Raw genomic sequence first — 16879 nt, 5'->3', positions numbered from 1 at the left:
CTTCTTTATTGACGCCGCATAAACCAATACTCGGCCAGTGGTTCGAGGCGGGATAATTTGCGTACGGAGGCTCAAGACATTGTCTCTCAAAGAGTTACGCCAGCTATCTGACGAGGCGCTATTCCAATACTACAAGGAGTCGCGCAAACCTGCTGTGTTCCGTCAACTCTACGGCCGCCATAAAGATTCCCTGTATCGCTACTGTATGCAAATGGCGCCATCTTCAACCACTTTACTCTTGCAAAAACTCTGGCGTGGTCTTTTGGAAAATCCGCCAGAACTGCACGGGCGCCTGCTTAAAAGTTGGCTTTACATCCAAGTCAATAAATTGCTCAAGCTTGAGGAATTTTCCAGCTCGAAGAAATCCGCGCATGAATCTCCCCAGCAGAATAGAATTCTCGCAGCGATTCAAAATTTACCTTCTCAATTGCGCAATGTTTTATTACTGCATATGGAATGCAAGCTGCCACTGGCAACCGTGGCCGATATCGAGCAGCTCTCTCTCAATAAATGCCGCACCCTATATCATCGCGCCCGCACCGCACTGGACGAAGCGATATATGGTTCGGAGAGAAGACCTTGGCAAGTAGAAGTTATCGAAGAGTAATCGAGTTAATGCTATGAGCAATTGGGAAAATCAATACTTTAAAGAAGCCGAGACGTTGACTTCCCCGCAGCAGCTGGATGACGATCTATATAAAACAGCCCAAACCTATAAGCCGAAAGTAAACGTCAATCATCTACTCTCTCGTGCAACAGTAAGTTGTAGCTTGGTAACCGCCTTGCTATTGCTTCTTCATCCAGCCCAACACCTGGGTGCCTTCACTCACAAGGCAAATTCCACCGAGCAGCATTTGTACGAGCCGGCGTTAAGGGATTGGAAAGAAACTGTGATGGCAGTTACCCCAGCGCCAGATCCCTGGCTCGCACTACGCAATCAGGTAAATAGTGGCGAGTATGTTGCCTTGTGCCACTATTGGCGGGCAGAACAGCAGGATGGAAGTGAAGAATCCCTACCCGATGAATTACGTAAAAGTGCTAAGCGTCACTGCCGGATTTTATCGAGCACGGCTTCAAGGAGCTAGAAACAACTGATATCAAGTTCAAGCGGCCAATTCGAATTCTCACTCCCTATACAGTCTCAACTTAGCCACTACACTGTGGTGGGCATCTACGGTGCCGGTGGTCCTTCTGCCGGAGAAAATCCGGTACTAAAGTCGGTAATCAACCAACTTCAAGGGCGGATATTTTCCCACACACGAAAGCTAACTATTTACCGTCACCTTAAAAATGGGATTTCGCGCAAAAAAGCAGCGATATTGTTTGGCTACAGCAGAGGGGGAAATGCTGCAATAAAAATCGCCAATGCACTTGGCCGGCAAGGCATCTCTATACAATGCCTGGTGATATTTGATGCCCACAGCATCAATGACAAAAGAAAATTCAAACTCAAATATGACAATATCAAAAGGGCTTACAACTTCTATCAAAGAAACCCCAGAACCGCCGGAAAATATGGCTGGTGGGGTATAAACCCCTACTGGGGATGCACCCTATTCTCACCATTTATCGAAGTCCAACAATTTGACTTTACTGGCGAGTACTACAAAAAAGGTATTCCCGCTTCTCACTTGAATATTGTTCGCATGGGTCTCAACACCCTTAAACAAGAAGAAGCATTTATGTAAACTCGCCTTATATAACTCTCAAACAGATCGAAACCACCACTTTCCACCACGACTTAAAAAAATGGTGGTCCGGCCTTATACTGACCCCACTAGGTAATCTGTAGAAAAATCCACTCTGCAACTAAAGCTGGCTTCGCCTCACCCTCTATTTCCATTGTTACCATCAGCTTAATTTGATACTGGGACTCTTTTTTCTCCGTAATATCCAGTATTTTCCCGGAGACGCGCACCCGGCTACCGGTCTTTACCGGGTTGATAAAACGGACTTTATCCAAACCATAATTCACCCCCATATAAGCACCTGCAACCGTTATCTGTAGAGCCCCTACAAAATAAGGCAGCAGTGACAATGAGAGAAAACCATGGGCAACCGTTCCCCCAAAAGGCGTTTTGGCGGCGGCCTCTGGGTCTACATGAATAAACTGTCGATCCAAGGTGCACTCTGCAAAGCTATCAACTCTCTGCTGGTCAATTTCAAACCAGTCTGTGGGCTCTGTTTCAAAGCCAATGTAATAGCCGAGGCTATCAGGTGAAATTTCTACAGGCATCGAAGGCTCCTTTTCGATTCTCTATTCGCTTTCTCAGCGACTCCCAACCTCAATAGGCCGAGAGGCCGCCATCTACTGCCAGTGCCTGCCCGGTAATGTAAGTCATTTTTGGGGAAACCAGCATCAACATGGCCGCTACGACTTCTTCCGGCTTGCCCAGGCGTTTCATCGGGCATCCCTCAGCGAGAAACGCTTGAACTTGTTCAGGGCTGGCATCTTCAGTTGCAATATCGGTAACCATCGGGGTCAGACAATAGAAGGGGCAAATCGCGTTTACACGGATACCGTACTTGGCGTTTTCCATCGCTGCCGTTTTGGTCAGGCCGATCACACCATGTTTTGCCGCTGCGTAAGAGGCTATCTTGGGAGCACCTCCCAGCCCCGCCATAGAGGAAACATTCAGTACAGCTCCACTGGTCATCTTCAATAGGGGCAACTGGTGTTTAAGCCCCAGGAAAACCCCCTTAAGGTTAACGTTGTACTGAAGGTCCATCATGGCCTCATCTGTCTGCTTGAGAGACATCATCGGAGGCGCGATTCCGGCATTGTTAACAGCGATATCCAGCTGTCCAAATTCTGATTGGGCCAGTTGCGCCAGAGCAGCGCAATCAGACTCTTGGGAAACATCACAGCGCTGGGCGCGCACAGCGATATTTTGGCTTCCCAGCTTGTCCGCCAACTGCATCAAGGCCTCTTCATTGATATCTCCCAATACCAAACGAGCACCCCGAGAACCAAGTTCCTCTGCTAGTAATTTTCCAAATCCACTGGCAGCGCCGGTAATCAATGCGACTTTATCGCTAAAATCGAGAATTGGATCATGCATGGTTAAATCCCCCCACACGAAGTCAAACCACCATCTACAACGACACACTCTCCAGTCGTGTAACTGGAAGCATCGGAGACCAAATACAAAACGGTGCCCGCCATCTCTTCCGGCTCCGCATGACGGTGCATGGGAATATGGCCAACCGCAGTTTTATAAATATCCTCGTGGGAAAACAATGCCCCGGCGAATTTGGTTTTTGTAAGCCCTGGTAGTAGAGCATTCACCCGGATATTAAATTGCGCACACTCCTTGGCAAACGCTTTGGTCATATTGACCACCGCCGCCTTGGTAATTGAGTAAATACCCTGCCCAACACCCGGCTGCAAGGCATTCACTGAGGCGGTATTTACAATAACGCCACCACCCTGCTCTCGCATCAACTTGCCGGCTTCTACCGACATAAAGAAATAACCGCGTATATTGACCTCTACCGTCTTTTCGAAGGCCGCTAGATCAGTATCAAGAATATGGCCAAAATAGGGATTAGTCGCCGCATTGTTGACCAAAATATCCAAGCGACCAAATCGCTCGCGAATATCGCCAATAACCTGCTGGATATTATCCATATTGCCGATATGACAGGGGATCGCATCGGCACAGCCACCGGCATCCACAATTGCATCGGCTACGGCCTGACACCCCTCAATTTTTCTGCTGGAAACCAAAACATGGGCACCCTGCTCAGCCAAAAGTTTTGCGATGGCCTCACCAATACCTCGACTGGCACCCGTCACCAGGGCAATTTTTCCCGAGAGATCAAAAATATTCTTTGCCATTTCTTATCCTTATAATTTCACAAGTTAACCGTTAGCAGCGATATCCAATGCAGCTTGTGCGAGGGGTTCTACCAGAGCTCCCAGTTTCGCCGCATTTTTATTGGAGGCATTGCCGTCTTTTGCACGCTTTACCACCCCCTGAACAATCGCTGCCAGGCGGAAGAAGCTAAATGCCAAATAAAACGGCCAATTATCAATCCCATCAATACCCATTCGCTGGCAGTATTTGGCCACATACTCTTTTTCGGAGGGGATGCCCAAGGCCTTTATATCCAAGCCTAATAGGCCGGACATTTTGTCTTTGCCAGCGGGCATTCGCATTTGCATACACTGGTAAGCGAGGTCGGCATAGGGATGTCCCAGTGTGGAAAGTTCCCAATCCAAAAGCGCTATGACCTTGGGCTCCTGAGAATGGAAAATCATATTATCGAGCCGGTAATCACCGTGCACCAACGCGATACGCCCATCATCATCCGGTAAAACGTCACCCAACCAGGCCATCAACTCACCCATTGCCGCAATGGGCTCCAGCTCAGAGGCTCGATATTGAGTGCTCCAGCGGTCCAGCTGCCGCTGGAAGTAATTACCTGGTCGGCCGTAATCCGAAAGGCCTACGGCATTAATATCCAAACTGTGCATGGCCGCCAGTACACGATTCATTTCATCGTACATAGCGCTACGCTGCTCGGCGTCAACTTCCGGCAGTGCCGCATTCCAGAATATCCGACCCTCACAATATTCCATTAAATAAAACATAGAACCGATCAGGTCCCGGTCCTCACAGAGGTGCAATACCCTGGGCACCGGCACATTAGTATCGGCGAGTGCCGACATTACCCGGTACTCCCGATCTACGGCATGGGCAGATTTCAATAACTTGCCCGGAGGTTGGCGCCGCAAAACATAAGATCGCGCCGGGGTCTGCAACTTGAACGTTGGGTTAGACTGACCACCGGGAAATTTGGTGACCGTTACAGGCCCATTGAAACCGTCGACTTTGCCGGACAAATATTCTTGCAGTCGCTCAACAGGCAGCTCTTCCACAGAGCTGCGCAAATTGTTTACCGTCTCAGTCACTGAGTCCTCCATGATTTTCCGCGGCGGCATAGTGAGCAGCCAGGTTTCTGCCCAACTGCATCATATGGACTTGATCGGGACCATCCGCCAGACGGATGGTCCGAGCATAGGCATAGTGATGGGCGAGGCTGTAATCCTGCCCCAATCCTGCGGCGCCGTGAATCTGTATGGCGCGATCTATCACCTTACAAGCCATCTGTGGCGCGACAATTTTTATCATTGCGATTAAATCTTTGGCCGCCTTATTACCCAACCGATCCATTTGCGCAGCGGCCTTCAGAGTCAGCAGGCGTGCCTGCTCGATTTCGCAGGCGGATTTGGCAATATCTTCCCGCACCGATCCCTGCTTGCTCATCGGGCGACCAAAAACAATGCGCTGCTCCGCACGTGCCGACATCATCTCCAGCGCTCTTTGAGCCTGGCCAATTAAGCGCATACAGTGGTGTATCCTGCCCGGCCCCAAGCGTCCCTGCGCAATTTCAAAACCGCGCCCCTCTCCAAGAATTAAATGGCTTGCGGGCACCCGGACATTTTCAAAAATCACCTCTGCATGCCCTTCCGGTGCATCGTCATAACCGAATACCGTCATTGGGCGAACTATTTTGACTCCAGGCGTATCGGTGGGTACCAGGATTTGCGATTGCTGCTGGTGACGATTGGGATTTTCCGGGTCGGTCTTACCCATCACGATCATCACTTTACAGCGTTTATTCATCAGGCCACTGATATAAAACTTGTGGCCGTTAATAACGTAGCTATCGCCATCGCGGGTAATCGACGTTTCAATATTAGTGGCATCGGAGGAGGCAACCCGGGGTTCGGTCATAGCAAAGGCAGAGCGAATTTTTCCATCCAAAAGCGGGGTTAACCATTGTTCCCGCTGGGCCTCAGAACCGTATTGAGCCAAAACTTCCATATTGCCGGTATCCGGGGCATTACAGTTAAATACCTCCGATGCAAAAAGCACTTTCCCCATTTCCTCAGCCAGGGGCGCATACTCCAGGTTATTGAGACCGGCACCGTAACGGGAATCCGGCAAGAACAGATTCCAGAGTTCCGCTTCCTGGGCTTTAATCTTTAATTCTGCCAAAATCGCCGGCTCTCCCCAGCGATCCTCCTGCAACTGCTGCATAAATATCGCTTCGGCGGGATAAATATATTGCTGCATGAAATTTTGCAGGCGTTCCAGCAGTCCCTTTACCTTGTCTGAGTATTCAAATTCCATCGCTACCTGCCCAATCAACTGTAAGTGATATGTTCGTGACGCCCATCCCGATCCAGGTGCGGCACATGATTGAAACTGTGCAGACTGATATTTTCTGCACTGAAAAATAAACGGCTAACGGCTGTGTTTTGGATTTGCATATTGAGATTGGCGACGGTGGAAATTGAGCCTCCCAATATTTGCGTCAACATCATGGCAATGGCACCGCCCGAACTAACAACCAGGGTTCGGCTGCCTTTGGGGCTATCACAAATGTTTTTAAGCGCATCTGCGATTCTGGCTTCAAAATGCGACCAGGTTTCCGGTGGACTGATCTCACCGGCGGCCCAAGCCAGCATCCCCTGCTTCAGGAATCGATAAAAATCGGCGCGACTGGCACCTGCTCCCGGTGCCCGATCCGGGTATAGCTCGCTGTAATGCTTGGCAACTGCTAGAAAATCAAATTCATTAAGCTGGGGGAGTACACTGCGAGTATTTTCACTGGGGAGTTCCAACCCCTCGCAAATACCGTCCAAAGTTTGCCGGTGCCGGGTTAGGTTGCCGCACAGCAGCCGGTCGAAACGAATACCCTTATCCCGCCAGTATTCACCCAACCAGCGCGACTGTTGCCAGCCGGTATCGGAGAGATTGTCATAGTCATCAGCCCCAAATGAAGCCTGTCCGTGACGTACCAGAATAAATTCAGCCACCTATTTCCCTCCCCTTTTGATCTCCTCAACCCTATCTCCAGCATTTGAATCATCAAAGTTTATTATGCGAATATTGAATCATTCATGAGAGTGATGATGGTGGCAGCAATGCAATTACAGCGAATCGACATGAACCTCTTTCCCGTGCTGGAGGCGATATACACAACCCGAAACCTGACTCGTGCCGCTGAGCAACTGCATATCACCCAGCCGGCTGTCAGTAATGCCCTGGCGCGACTTCGCCGTACATTAGACGACCCACTATTCACTCGCAGCCCCACCGGTATGGCACCGACGCCATTGACTGAAAGTATTATGCCGAAGGTCCAGGAAGCTCTTTCTCTACTGGGGGCAAGCCTTAGCGAGCAGCGTCACTTTGTGCCACAGGAAGCCAGAAAAACCTTGCGCCTCTCCATGAACGATATGGCGGAGACTTTCCTTTTACCCAGGCTGCTGGAAGTGCTGGAGCAAGAGGCCCCAGGTATTACTGTCGAATCTTTCCAGGTCCCAAGGGAGCAGCTGGTCAAGGAACTGGCCGCCAACACCCTGGACTTTGCCCTAGATGTTCCCGTACCCACTTCCCCACACATAAAACAACAGCGACTGATGAACGATCGCTACCTGTGTATGTTGCGCCAGGATCACCCCTTGGCGGATTCCGCCAGCCTTACCCTGGAACAGTACCTCAAGCTGGAACATATCCATGTCTCCAGCCGTCGCAGTGGTCCTGGCCTGGAAGATATTGCCCTGAACAAGTTAGGGCGCCGTCGCAATGTGAAATTGAGGGTCCAGCACTACCGGGTCGCACCGTTAGTGGTATTGAGAACCGACCTGGCACTGACAGTCCCCGCCAGCCTGGCGCGACAGTACTCAGCCCGATTGTTTGAGCTTCCGTTTCAAATACCGCAAATGGACTGGCACCTGCTGTGGCATAAAAATCAACACGACGACCCAGCCAATCAATGGCTGCGAAACAAGTTGGTAAGCTTGGTAGAGGAGTAAACGAGCCTCTGTATACGTCGAGACAGGGAACCCTTAAAAAACACTTTATTTATAGATGAGAATGGGACGCATCAAGGTTAGATAAGGCCCGTAATTGATCACTGAATTCGACCGGTTAAGTCACTGTTTCACAGTGGGCCGTCTTGTTATCCTGCTGGGCAACGATATGCACTTTTTTGCATATACATAAATGAACCCTAAAGGTTACAAGAAGAGAAATTTGCCATGTCCCAAGCCTACCCTAATATGCTTGCCCCCCTGGACCTGGGCTTCACCACCCTGAAAAACCGGGTGCTGATGGGCTCCATGCACACCAACCTGGAAGAACACCCCAATGGCTTCACCCGTTTGGCGGCCTTTTTTGCCGAACGTGCCCGCGGTGGCGTTGGCCTGATTGTAACCGGTGGTATTGCCCCGAACGAAGAGAGTGGCGTATTCCAGGGCGCTTCGAAGATGACCACTTCGGAAGAAGCCCAGCAGCACCGCGAAGTCACCGATGCTGTTCACGCTGAGGGCGGCAAGATCTGTATGCAGATCCTGCACACCGGCCGCTACGCCTACAACGAAAACCTGATCGCACCCTCTCCCATCCAGGCGCCGATCAACCCCTTCACCCCGCGCGAATTGACCAGCGAGGAAATCGAAGGCCAGATCGATGACTATGTACGCTGCGCCACCCTGGCTCGCGAAGCCGGCTATGACGGTGTGGAGATCATGGGCTCCGAGGGTTACTTTATTAACCAGTTCATCGTGAAACGCACCAACAAACGTACCGATGAATGGGGCGGCTCCTTCGAAAACCGTATCCGCCTGCCGATCGAAGTTGTGCGCCGTGTACGGGAAGCCGTCGGCGAGAACTTTATTATTATTTACCGCCTGTCCATGTTGGACCTGGTAGAAGATGGCAGTGACTTCGATGAAGTAGTGGCCCTGGGCCAGGCTATCGAAAAAGCCGGCGCCACAATTATTAATACCGGTATCGGCTGGCACGAAGCGCGCGTTCCCACTATTGCCACCAGTGTTCCCCGCGCGGCATTTACCGACATTACTGCCAAGGTGAAAAAGCACCTGTCTATCCCGGTAGTTGCCAGCAACCGTATCAATGTGCCGGAAGTCGCCGAAGAAGTTCTGTCCTCCGGCCAGGCTGACATGATTTCCATGGCACGCCCCTTCCTGGCAGACTCTGAGTTCGTCAACAAAGCCGCCGAAGGCCGCGCCGACGAGATCAACACTTGCATTGGCTGTAACCAAGCGTGTCTGGACCACACTTTCCAGCTGAAACTGACTTCCTGCCTGGTAAACCCCCGCGCTTGTCACGAAACCGAATTAAACTACCTGCCTACCGACAACGTGAAAAAGGTAGCTGTAATCGGCGCCGGCCCTGCGGGCATGGCCGCATCTACCGTTGCCGCAGAGCGTGGACACGAAGTAACCCTGTTCGAAGGCAGCGATAAGATTGGTGGCCAGTTCAATATCGCCAAGCAGATCCCCGGCAAGGCAGAATTCCAGGAAACCCTGCGCTACTTTAAGCGCCGCCTGGAAGTCACCGGTGTTGAAGTAAAACTTAATACCATTGCCACAGCAGAAGACCTGCAATCTTTTGATGAAGTGATTATTGCTACCGGTATCGAGCCGCGCACTCCACCAATCCCCGGCATTGAGAGCGATAAAGTCCTGGGTTACCTGGATGTACTGAAGCACAAGAAGCCGGTTGGCGAGAAGGTTGCCATTATCGGTGCCGGCGGTATCGGCTTTGATGTAGCGGAGTACCTGACCCACGATGGCCCCCACTCCACTGAAGATGAAGTGGTCGCCAGCGATAAGGAAGAATTCTTCAACGAATGGGGTGTCGATATTGCCCTGGAGAATCGCTCTGGCCTGAAGCCTCGCGAAGCAGTGAGCTCTCCACGCCAGGTATACCTATTGCAACGCAAAACCACCAAAGTGGGTGCAGGCCTGGGTAAAACCACCGGCTGGATTCATCGCGGAAGCTTGCAGCATCGCAAGGTAGAGATGATTGCCGGTGCCCTTTACGACAAAATTGACGATAAAGGCCTGCATATCCGCGTTGGTGAAGAGGAAAAGGTACTGGAAGTCGACAATATTATTGTCTGCGCCGGTCAGGAGCCCGCACGCAAGCTATACGAAGCTCTGCAAGAGCGCGGCGTAACCACCCATCTGATTGGTGGCGCTGATGAAGCCGCAGAACTCGATGCCAAGCGCGCTATCGACCAAGGCTCACGTCTCGCTGCCGAGATCTAATTTCCCGGCGATCACAAAATAAAATACCCCCGTCGACCAGAGTTGGCGGGGGTATTTTTTTGCCCTTAAATTCTGTATCCGGTGCTAGGACACATTGGCGACTCGATCCGCGACTACCGTTCCCTCAGGCTCAGGCCACTCAGGGCGAGACAGATACTCGGTAAGGCGATAGAGCACGAACACAACTCCACATAACGCCACTAACAAGCCGTATAAGGCCGGGCCACTCCACCATTGAATAATCACTCCACCAATTAATGGCGCCATCGACCAGCCAATGGCATAAAAGGAAGAGGCCCCAAAATAGGTACCGCGTAAATGGGATGGTGCCAGCCGGTCAATTTGAATGCTCATGGTTGGAAACAAAATTGCCTCAGCCAGACTCAAAATAAAAGTCGCTCCGAGCCAACCCCAAAACCAATCTACCGGATTTAGGGCATACCAAAGCTGGGAGATCGACAAAATACCCAACCCAATCACAATACGGGTGTTAATGGCCAGCGGCCCCATTAACTTCATAATGGGAAACTGCAGTAATACTATCGTCGACGCATTAACAAAGATCATGCTGGATATCAGCTCTACCAATCCCGGCGCTTCAGCGCGGGTGAGGTATTGCACCAAGCTTGAATCCATATGCGCGTAGATAAACAGCGTTAAAATATTCGCAATAATCACCACCATAAATACCTGATCACGGCGCAATACCGAGAGCGTATTTCCCAGAGATACGCCCGCATCCCTTTGCTTACTCGCTAAACGTCCGCTCTCGGTTCTGGCAAAACCCCAAACAAAGGCCAGGGCTAAGAGTAGGTAGCTGAGAGAAGTGAGTCCAAAAGTGGATTGCTGCGCACTCAAACCGGCCCAGACACCCACAATGGGCCCCAGCGCGGCCCCCACATTAATCAGGAAGTAACGGAATTGCAGCGCCAATTCACGGCTGGCTTGATCGTCAATTAAATCGCCTATCAGCGCACTCGCCGGCGGTTCCCACACCGCGCGACCAATAGCACACAGGGTCATCGCACAGATAAATCCTACCAAGGTTTGCGTCACAGCCAACAAGGCAAAGGAAAAAATACTCACAATACAGCCAAGCAATAGCATATTGCGACGCCCATAGCGATCCGATAGCGCACCGGTAAAGAAGCCCAACACAGCAGCACCAACGGCAGATGCACTCAGGATCAAACCAATTTCAGCCGCGCCGAGGTGAAACTTTTCAAATAGAAGGATGGCCAGGAAAGGCCAGACCATAAAATAAGTTCCACGGCTAAAAAAAACTGCCAATTAAAATAATCCAAACTAACGGAGGGAAGCTCCTCAAGCTTCTCCACCACTTCCCATTCATGGTTACTACTCCAATAGATTCACTGCCAACAATTCGATAGAGGCACCTGTCCTGTATGGTTTAAGTTGACTGGTTCCAGATAAAAGAATGGCGCTAAGGCCACTCGGCGAGTGCCCGCAAGACATTGGTACAAATACAAACCCGGAAGGTTCTCTCACTATTCGGCCAAGGTGCCCATCTTTCGGGGGAGGGCAAGCAGCCTACCTCAGAAAATTAAGAGGCAGACAAAGAAGAGTTTCAGTAAGCAAGATGAATCTGAGACAAACAACCTATATTTACCGACAAAAAAACCCGAGATGATAAGATCCCGGGTTTCCTTCTTGGCAGAAAATGCTCCTGCCCTACGGCTAAACCTTGGTATTAACCCACACTGTTAATTACAGGTTAATAGAGAATAATCTGAGCGAGTTGCACAACAATCATTCTGAATACGGTTACCCAATACTATCCGACAAGATTTGTTTTGAAAACCCAAATTGACAGATAAAACAAAAAAAATATTTGCCACACCACCACCCTAGTACAAACCACTAAAAGCAGAATCTTCCCCCCCGTCTATACTCGTTCAGGAAAAGCACCCGAGCCGACCAGCAGAAAAAATACTGCCAAGCTTTTTTAATAGAGAGATAAGTCGCGACATGTCCCTATCCAACATGCTCGTTCAAGTGCGTGCTCAGGTTGAGCAGGCACTGGGTAAGCAACGCCCCCCCTATACCTTGTTTTTTTCAATTAGTGATGCCAAGCATCGCGCCATCGTGAAGCATAAAACGGCGGCGGATATTTCGGAAGCCTGGCAAGCCTTAGCAAAGACAATCCAAAGGGCAGCAAAGTCGCACAAGATGGAACCCTGTTGGTTACGTGTCGATTGGGTCACCCAAAAAAGCACAATGACATTTGCAGGCTTGGAAGAAATCCTTAAAGACACCAAGAGGTCGTATTTCCGCTATGGCCTCGCACTTGATATGGACTGCGAAATAGCATTCCTGGAGCAAGAGCTAAATGCTAATGCCATGCTCTATGGCGGAAATCAGATTGATCATGTCATTATTAATGAGAACAATTTTCTTGCCTACGCTAAGCAAAGATTCGGTATAAATACCGAGCTGGATTTTTCAGAAGAAAAGACTGTGCTTCTGCTTTCAACTCAGGGAGTTTTCTGTGAATCCAAGCGTCAGCCCGTTTGCCTCTACGGACCCGGTTTAGATGCCGGCCGACGTGTCATAGAAAAATTAGATACTAATACTGTCTCTGAATTGATTAGAAACAGCAGTAACTACTTAAGCTCTCAAGTCAAAAAGAATGGCTCCTTCCACTATGGTTGGCACGCCTGTTTCGACCGGAAGATCGACACCTATAACAACTTACGACATGCCAGTAGTACTTATTCGATGATTGAAGCCTGGGAGGTTACTGGCGACAAAGCTCTAATGAGCTCCATACATCGATCACTGGAACACCTTACAACAGAGCTAATTCAGACCGCCATCCTCCCCTCAGGCGCGGAGGGAGCTTTTTTGGTAGAGGCAAATAATGAAATAAAACTAGGGGGCAACGCAGTATCACTGTTAGCCCTGGTAAAGTACTCTGAGGCAACGAAAACCGACAAGTATTCCAAACTGATGGAGCAATTAGCACTTGGGATAGAGTATATGCAAGACTCAATCACCGGGCAGTTCTCCCATGTTCTTGAATATCCAGATCTTCAAGTTAAAGATAAACATAGGGTCATCTATTACGACGGTGAAGCTGCCTTTGGTTTGATGCGGCTTTATGGCTTTACTAAAGATTCACGCTGGCTAAATTTGGTTGAAAAGGCATTTGATTATTTCATTCAAGCCAATCACTGGCGCGCTCACGATCATTGGTTAAGCTACTGCGTTAATGAACTAACCCTTTATCGCCCCGAAGAGAAGTACTACCAGTTCGGTATTCGAAACTTCGCCAGCTATTTGGATTTTGTGGAGAATAGGATAACCACATTCCCTACTCTGCTTGAATTGATGATGGCAGCTGAAAAGATGGTAACTCGCTTGGGCAAAGAGCCCGAATTCCAATATTTACTTGACCAGGTAGACCTAAAACACTTTTACAGGGCACTACATAAGCGTGCGATGTACCTTCTAAATGGGTACTTCTGGCCTGAATTCGCTATGTATTTCAAGAATCCCAAACGTATATTGGGAAGCTTCTTTATCCGGCACCATGCCTTCAGAATCCGTATCGATGATGTCGAGCACTACCTTTCTGGTTTTGTCGCCTATCGAAAGTACCTGCTTACGCCCCAAAATGCACCCGAGGATATTGAGGAGGCATACCAAGAGATGACCGTCGAGCCAACTGCCGGCGCCCACAAGTCACTACCAGTGCTCGCTTGGGGAGGAGATGTTAACTTAGCCCGGAGGCAGCATTACCGTACGGCCCAATTTGGCACCGAAAAAGTACTCGGCACAGTCATTGCCTTAAAAAACGCAGATATAAGCGTCGTTAACTTAGAGTGTGTAGTCGGAACTGAGGGTGAGCAAGGGATCAGTAAAGGCGAATCGTCCCCATACTATTACCGAGCCCGGCCCGAAATGCTTTCGGTATTAATGGAAGCCGGTATTGATGTTGTTGTCACTGCAAATAATCACAGTGGAGACTATGGCACTGCTGCGTTAATGGAACAGCAGTATTGGCTCAACGAAACCGGTATCGGGCACACAGGCTCAGGCATCAATATCGAAGAAGCTCTGGCCCCGGTATATCGCCCGGCAGGCCGACTTAATATAGCCATTTTTTCTCTTGATGCTACACAACCCCGATTTGCAGCAGGTCCAAATACTCCCGGATGTGCACACTTGCCACTAACCATGCCCAGTCTCTGGTTCGACAATTTGAAGCCTCGAATTGAGGCCGCGCGAGAGAAAGCTCATATAGTACTTGTCGCTGTTCACTGGGGAGGCAACAGAGAACCCGAACCCAGCGAAGACGAAATCGCTATTGGTCATGCCATTATCGATGCAGGGGCAGATGGTATTCTGGGTACCAGTGCGCATAACCTACAAGGTATTGAAGTCTATAAGAATCGGCCAATCATCCATGACGCCGGGGATCTATTATTTGATGCAGTTCGGCGAAGCTTGGCAGATAGTGGAGTCTTTCGGCTTTACTTAAGTGAAAAAGGAGTAGAAAAGGTTGTCTTTGTACCTGTAGGTGTCGGATTTGGCTTTAGCAAGCAGTTGAGTGGAGATAGCGCAAAAGAGCTTACCCAACGATTTTCCAAATCCTGTTCAGCTCTGGGAACAAACCTAGTACCGAATTCAGATGGTAGCGGAACCATTTTGCTTTCGCCTCCGGATAGACAATACCGTAAATTATCACATCTCTTAAAAACCCATTACAAACGGGACCCGATTAAGCAGCAGCGTCCATTGAGTCCAAACTGGACAGTAGATCAAGTACCCCTGGATGCACAGATCCCTCCGCTTGAATGCGGACCGCTTAAATTATTAGGTGTCAGATTTTATCCCCGTGAAATAAAAACTCGCCAGATGCTGTGGGTAGAATCCTTCTGGACTACCGACGAGAAAGTACAGGAAGATTTTCGCCTGGACTTTCGAGCTATCCCCATTAAGGAAACATCTATGCCTTATTGGGGAAAATCGATGGACCATGATCCCTGTGATTGGCAGGTACCCACCACAAAATGGCAGCCAGGGGTAATCTACCGAGACCTGTATGGAATAAGAGCACCAGCCAAGAATGAACTTCAACCTGTACATTTACATTTAGCCGTAGGCCTAATTTCAAACACCACCCAAATTAAACCCATACTCGTGGGGGGAATGATTACTCAACTGAATCTACTGGGGAAGAAGCCCTCCACTCGTCCCAGAGTCCCAAGTTATATGACCGAGTTCCCACCGGTTGTTTATCAACATCATCCAGGTCAAACTTGGAACGAAGAACAAATTAATGCAATTGCAGGTGGCAGATGGTTGGTCCCTCCCCCAAAGGGATGGTTTGTCCGAAGCGTAATCTCAGGGAGTAGCTTTATAGAGGAGTCTCTTGACCCTATTCTATTCGTTGCACACACTAACCTTGATCGAGCTTACCATGAACAAAGCTCAAAGAAGCCAACTAAATTTTGGGATTTCCACCAGAAGCTCCCTTCTTTTGCCGATCAAATTGCCGGAGTAATTGTATCCAAACCCGTTGCTGGACTTCCAAAAGATCTCCCTGTACTCCAGGTAAAAGACCCAATCAAAGTTATTGTCGAGTTAGGTTTAGCGGCAAGGGAACGATTTACTGGTGATGTAATAGCGATTACTGGCACTGCGGGAAAGTCAACAACACTCAAGATGATTACCCAAATGCTGGGAACAAGAGAAAAAATACTTTCCAGTATGGGGAACTATAACTCTCGCGTAGGTGCGCCATCAATGATGGCTAGCCTGAATCAAGATCATGAAGTCGCAGTTATAGAAGTTGCTCAAAGTGCCCTATGGATGAAACGTGGCCCTATTACACATCAAGTAAAACCCACTATTGCCTTAATAACTGAAATTGGAATGTCTCAAACTAGTCACCACGTAAAATGTGTCGAAGATACTGCTCGTTGGAAGTCACGAATTTATGATGGTCTTACTGGCTCCGCTATCGCTATTGCTGGAGAGCATCTAAAGTGCTTTGACTATGTATTGAAGAAAGCCAAGAAACATGCAAAGCGAATCATCATCTTTGGGGAAAGTCCTAATGCTGAAGTTCGTATTCTGGGAGTACGTACCGATGAATCTGGTAGCTGGGTCCAACTGAAATTTCCTAAGCGGGAATTGGAACTTCGCGTTCCTGCTCCAAGTATCGGTATGCTACACAATGCTGTAGCCTCCATTTGCGCAGTCTATGCCTTGGGCAGAGATATCGATGCAGCGGCATTAAAACTACAAGAACTACAGTTAGATGACAGCCACCTACAGCGCACCCGCATAAAAGTACATGGGAAATCCATTAGTCTGATCGATGATAGTTGGAATGCTACTGTTAGCTCAATGCTTAATGCTTTTTCCGTATTTGCACAAACTGAAACTCAAGATAAAGGAAGAAAGATTGCCGTTCTAGGCCGAATCGTGCATCTAGGCGAAAAAGCCAAGGAACTTCATGAGAGCCTTGCCGGACCTCTTATTCAAAGCCAGGTAAATTGGGTAATAACCCATGGCGAGGAGATGGAGTATCTTCGCAAGGTGCTACCTGATGAATTATTGGGCCCTCACTTTTCCGAAGCTCCCGCCTTGGTAAGTTATCTAACAGACTTTTGTCAGGATTCAGACCTTATCCTTTTAAAAGGCTCAAGGCGGGATTCAGATTTTGGCTCTATTCCTGCACTGCTAGATAAACTCCAAAAAACAGGGCAGACTTTGGAAACCGAATAAAATTCAGTCTACAAAATATATCAG

General features: G+C 49.2%; 13 protein-coding genes. 6 read left to right on the top strand and 7 right to left on the bottom strand.

Features of this window, described 5'->3' with window-relative positions; translation table 11 throughout:
• Positions 1–79 precede the first annotated feature (79 nt).
• The 3 genes from ACJJI1_RS14590 (at position 80) to ACJJI1_RS14580 (ending at position 1688) form a co-directional block, all read left to right on the top strand.
• Entirely contained in the window at positions 80–607 is a 528-nt protein-coding gene (locus ACJJI1_RS14590) for an RNA polymerase sigma factor (protein ID WP_282931838.1), read from the top strand.
• Between the two features lie 13 nt (positions 608–620).
• Positions 621–1085, top strand: a complete 465-nt coding sequence (locus tag ACJJI1_RS14585) for a hypothetical protein (protein ID WP_444905969.1) — start codon at positions 621–623, stop codon at positions 1083–1085.
• Between the two features lie 75 nt (positions 1086–1160).
• Positions 1161–1688, top strand: coding sequence for a hypothetical protein (locus ACJJI1_RS14580; protein WP_444905970.1), 528 nt, complete (start codon positions 1161–1163; stop codon positions 1686–1688).
• A gap of 89 nt (positions 1689–1777) precedes the next feature.
• On the opposite strand, the gene ACJJI1_RS14575 is transcribed toward ACJJI1_RS14580, so the two are convergent.
• The 6 genes from ACJJI1_RS14575 to ACJJI1_RS14550 are packed head-to-tail and all read right to left on the bottom strand — an operon-like array spanning position 1778 to position 6832.
• Positions 1778–2236: a MaoC family dehydratase gene (locus ACJJI1_RS14575; RefSeq protein WP_444905971.1), complete on the bottom strand. Its 459-nt coding sequence runs from the start codon at positions 2234–2236 to the stop codon at positions 1778–1780.
• A gap of 49 nt (positions 2237–2285) precedes the next feature.
• Complete coding sequence (locus ACJJI1_RS14570) at positions 2286–3062, bottom strand: SDR family NAD(P)-dependent oxidoreductase (RefSeq protein WP_413664910.1); 777 nt, start codon at positions 3060–3062, stop codon at positions 2286–2288.
• Between the two features lie 2 nt (positions 3063–3064).
• The gene (locus ACJJI1_RS14565) at positions 3065–3841 is read right to left on the bottom strand and encodes an SDR family oxidoreductase (RefSeq protein WP_282931833.1); all 777 of its coding nucleotides are present in this window, start codon (positions 3839–3841) and stop codon (positions 3065–3067) included.
• A gap of 24 nt (positions 3842–3865) precedes the next feature.
• A complete protein-coding gene (locus ACJJI1_RS14560; RefSeq protein ID WP_444957109.1) occupies positions 3866–4918 on the bottom strand; it encodes a phosphotransferase in 1053 nt (350 codons plus the stop codon).
• Entirely contained in the window at positions 4911–6143 is a 1233-nt protein-coding gene (locus ACJJI1_RS14555; RefSeq protein WP_444957108.1) for an acyl-CoA dehydrogenase family protein, read from the bottom strand. Before ACJJI1_RS14555 ends, ACJJI1_RS14560 begins: the two co-directional genes overlap by 8 nt.
• A 14-nt stretch (positions 6144–6157) precedes the next feature.
• Positions 6158–6832, bottom strand: a complete 675-nt coding sequence (locus tag ACJJI1_RS14550; RefSeq protein ID WP_444957107.1) for a histidine phosphatase family protein — start codon at positions 6830–6832, stop codon at positions 6158–6160.
• Positions 6833–6940: 108 nt separating this feature from the next.
• Between ACJJI1_RS14550 and ACJJI1_RS14545 the strand changes: the two genes are divergently transcribed.
• A complete protein-coding gene (locus ACJJI1_RS14545) occupies positions 6941–7834 on the top strand; it encodes a LysR family transcriptional regulator (RefSeq protein ID WP_444915918.1) in 894 nt (297 codons plus the stop codon).
• A 225-nt stretch (positions 7835–8059) separates the two neighbouring features.
• On the top strand, positions 8060–10096 hold the full coding sequence (locus ACJJI1_RS14540; protein WP_413664906.1) for an oxidoreductase: 2037 nt from the start codon (positions 8060–8062) through the stop codon (positions 10094–10096).
• Positions 10097–10180: 84 nt separating this feature from the next.
• Here ACJJI1_RS14540 and ACJJI1_RS14535 read toward each other — a convergent pair whose 3' ends face one another.
• The gene (locus ACJJI1_RS14535) at positions 10181–11353 is read right to left on the bottom strand and encodes an MFS transporter (RefSeq protein ID WP_444957106.1); all 1173 of its coding nucleotides are present in this window, start codon (positions 11351–11353) and stop codon (positions 10181–10183) included.
• Between the two features lie 732 nt (positions 11354–12085).
• On the opposite strand from ACJJI1_RS14535, the gene ACJJI1_RS14530 reads away from it, so the two are divergent.
• Positions 12086–16855, top strand: coding sequence for a CapA family protein (locus tag ACJJI1_RS14530; RefSeq protein ID WP_444957105.1), 4770 nt, complete (start codon positions 12086–12088; stop codon positions 16853–16855).
• The last annotated feature ends 24 nt before the right edge of the window (positions 16856–16879 follow it).

Source organism: Microbulbifer maximicatervae (SeqCode), from assembly GCF_052467065.1.
The sequence above is the reverse complement of the archived record's forward strand: the minus strand, read 5'-3'. Positions and strand labels throughout refer to the sequence as shown.

What these genes read in the sequence shown, in the direction of transcription:
- ACJJI1_RS14585 (WP_444905969.1), top strand. Translation starts at nt 621, where the DNA reads ATGAGCAATTGGGAAAATCAATACTTTAAAGAAGCCGAGACGTTGACT.
- ACJJI1_RS14575 (WP_444905971.1), bottom strand. Translation starts at nt 2,236, where the DNA reads ATGCCTGTAGAAATTTCACCTGATAGCCTCGGCTATTACATTGGCTTT.
- ACJJI1_RS14570 (WP_413664910.1), bottom strand. Translation starts at nt 3,062, where the DNA reads ATGCATGATCCAATTCTCGATTTTAGCGATAAAGTCGCATTGATTACC.
- ACJJI1_RS14565 (WP_282931833.1), bottom strand. Translation starts at nt 3,841, where the DNA reads ATGGCAAAGAATATTTTTGATCTCTCGGGAAAAATTGCCCTGGTGACG.
- ACJJI1_RS14555 (WP_444957108.1), bottom strand. Translation starts at nt 6,143, where the DNA reads ATGGAATTTGAATACTCAGACAAGGTAAAGGGACTGCTGGAACGCCTG.
- ACJJI1_RS14545 (WP_444915918.1), top strand. Translation starts at nt 6,941, where the DNA reads ATGCAATTACAGCGAATCGACATGAACCTCTTTCCCGTGCTGGAGGCG.
- ACJJI1_RS14540 (WP_413664906.1), top strand. Translation starts at nt 8,060, where the DNA reads ATGTCCCAAGCCTACCCTAATATGCTTGCCCCCCTGGACCTGGGCTTC.
- ACJJI1_RS14535 (WP_444957106.1), bottom strand. Translation starts at nt 11,353, where the DNA reads ATGGTCTGGCCTTTCCTGGCCATCCTTCTATTTGAAAAGTTTCACCTC.
- ACJJI1_RS14530 (WP_444957105.1), top strand. Translation starts at nt 12,086, where the DNA reads ATGTCCCTATCCAACATGCTCGTTCAAGTGCGTGCTCAGGTTGAGCAG.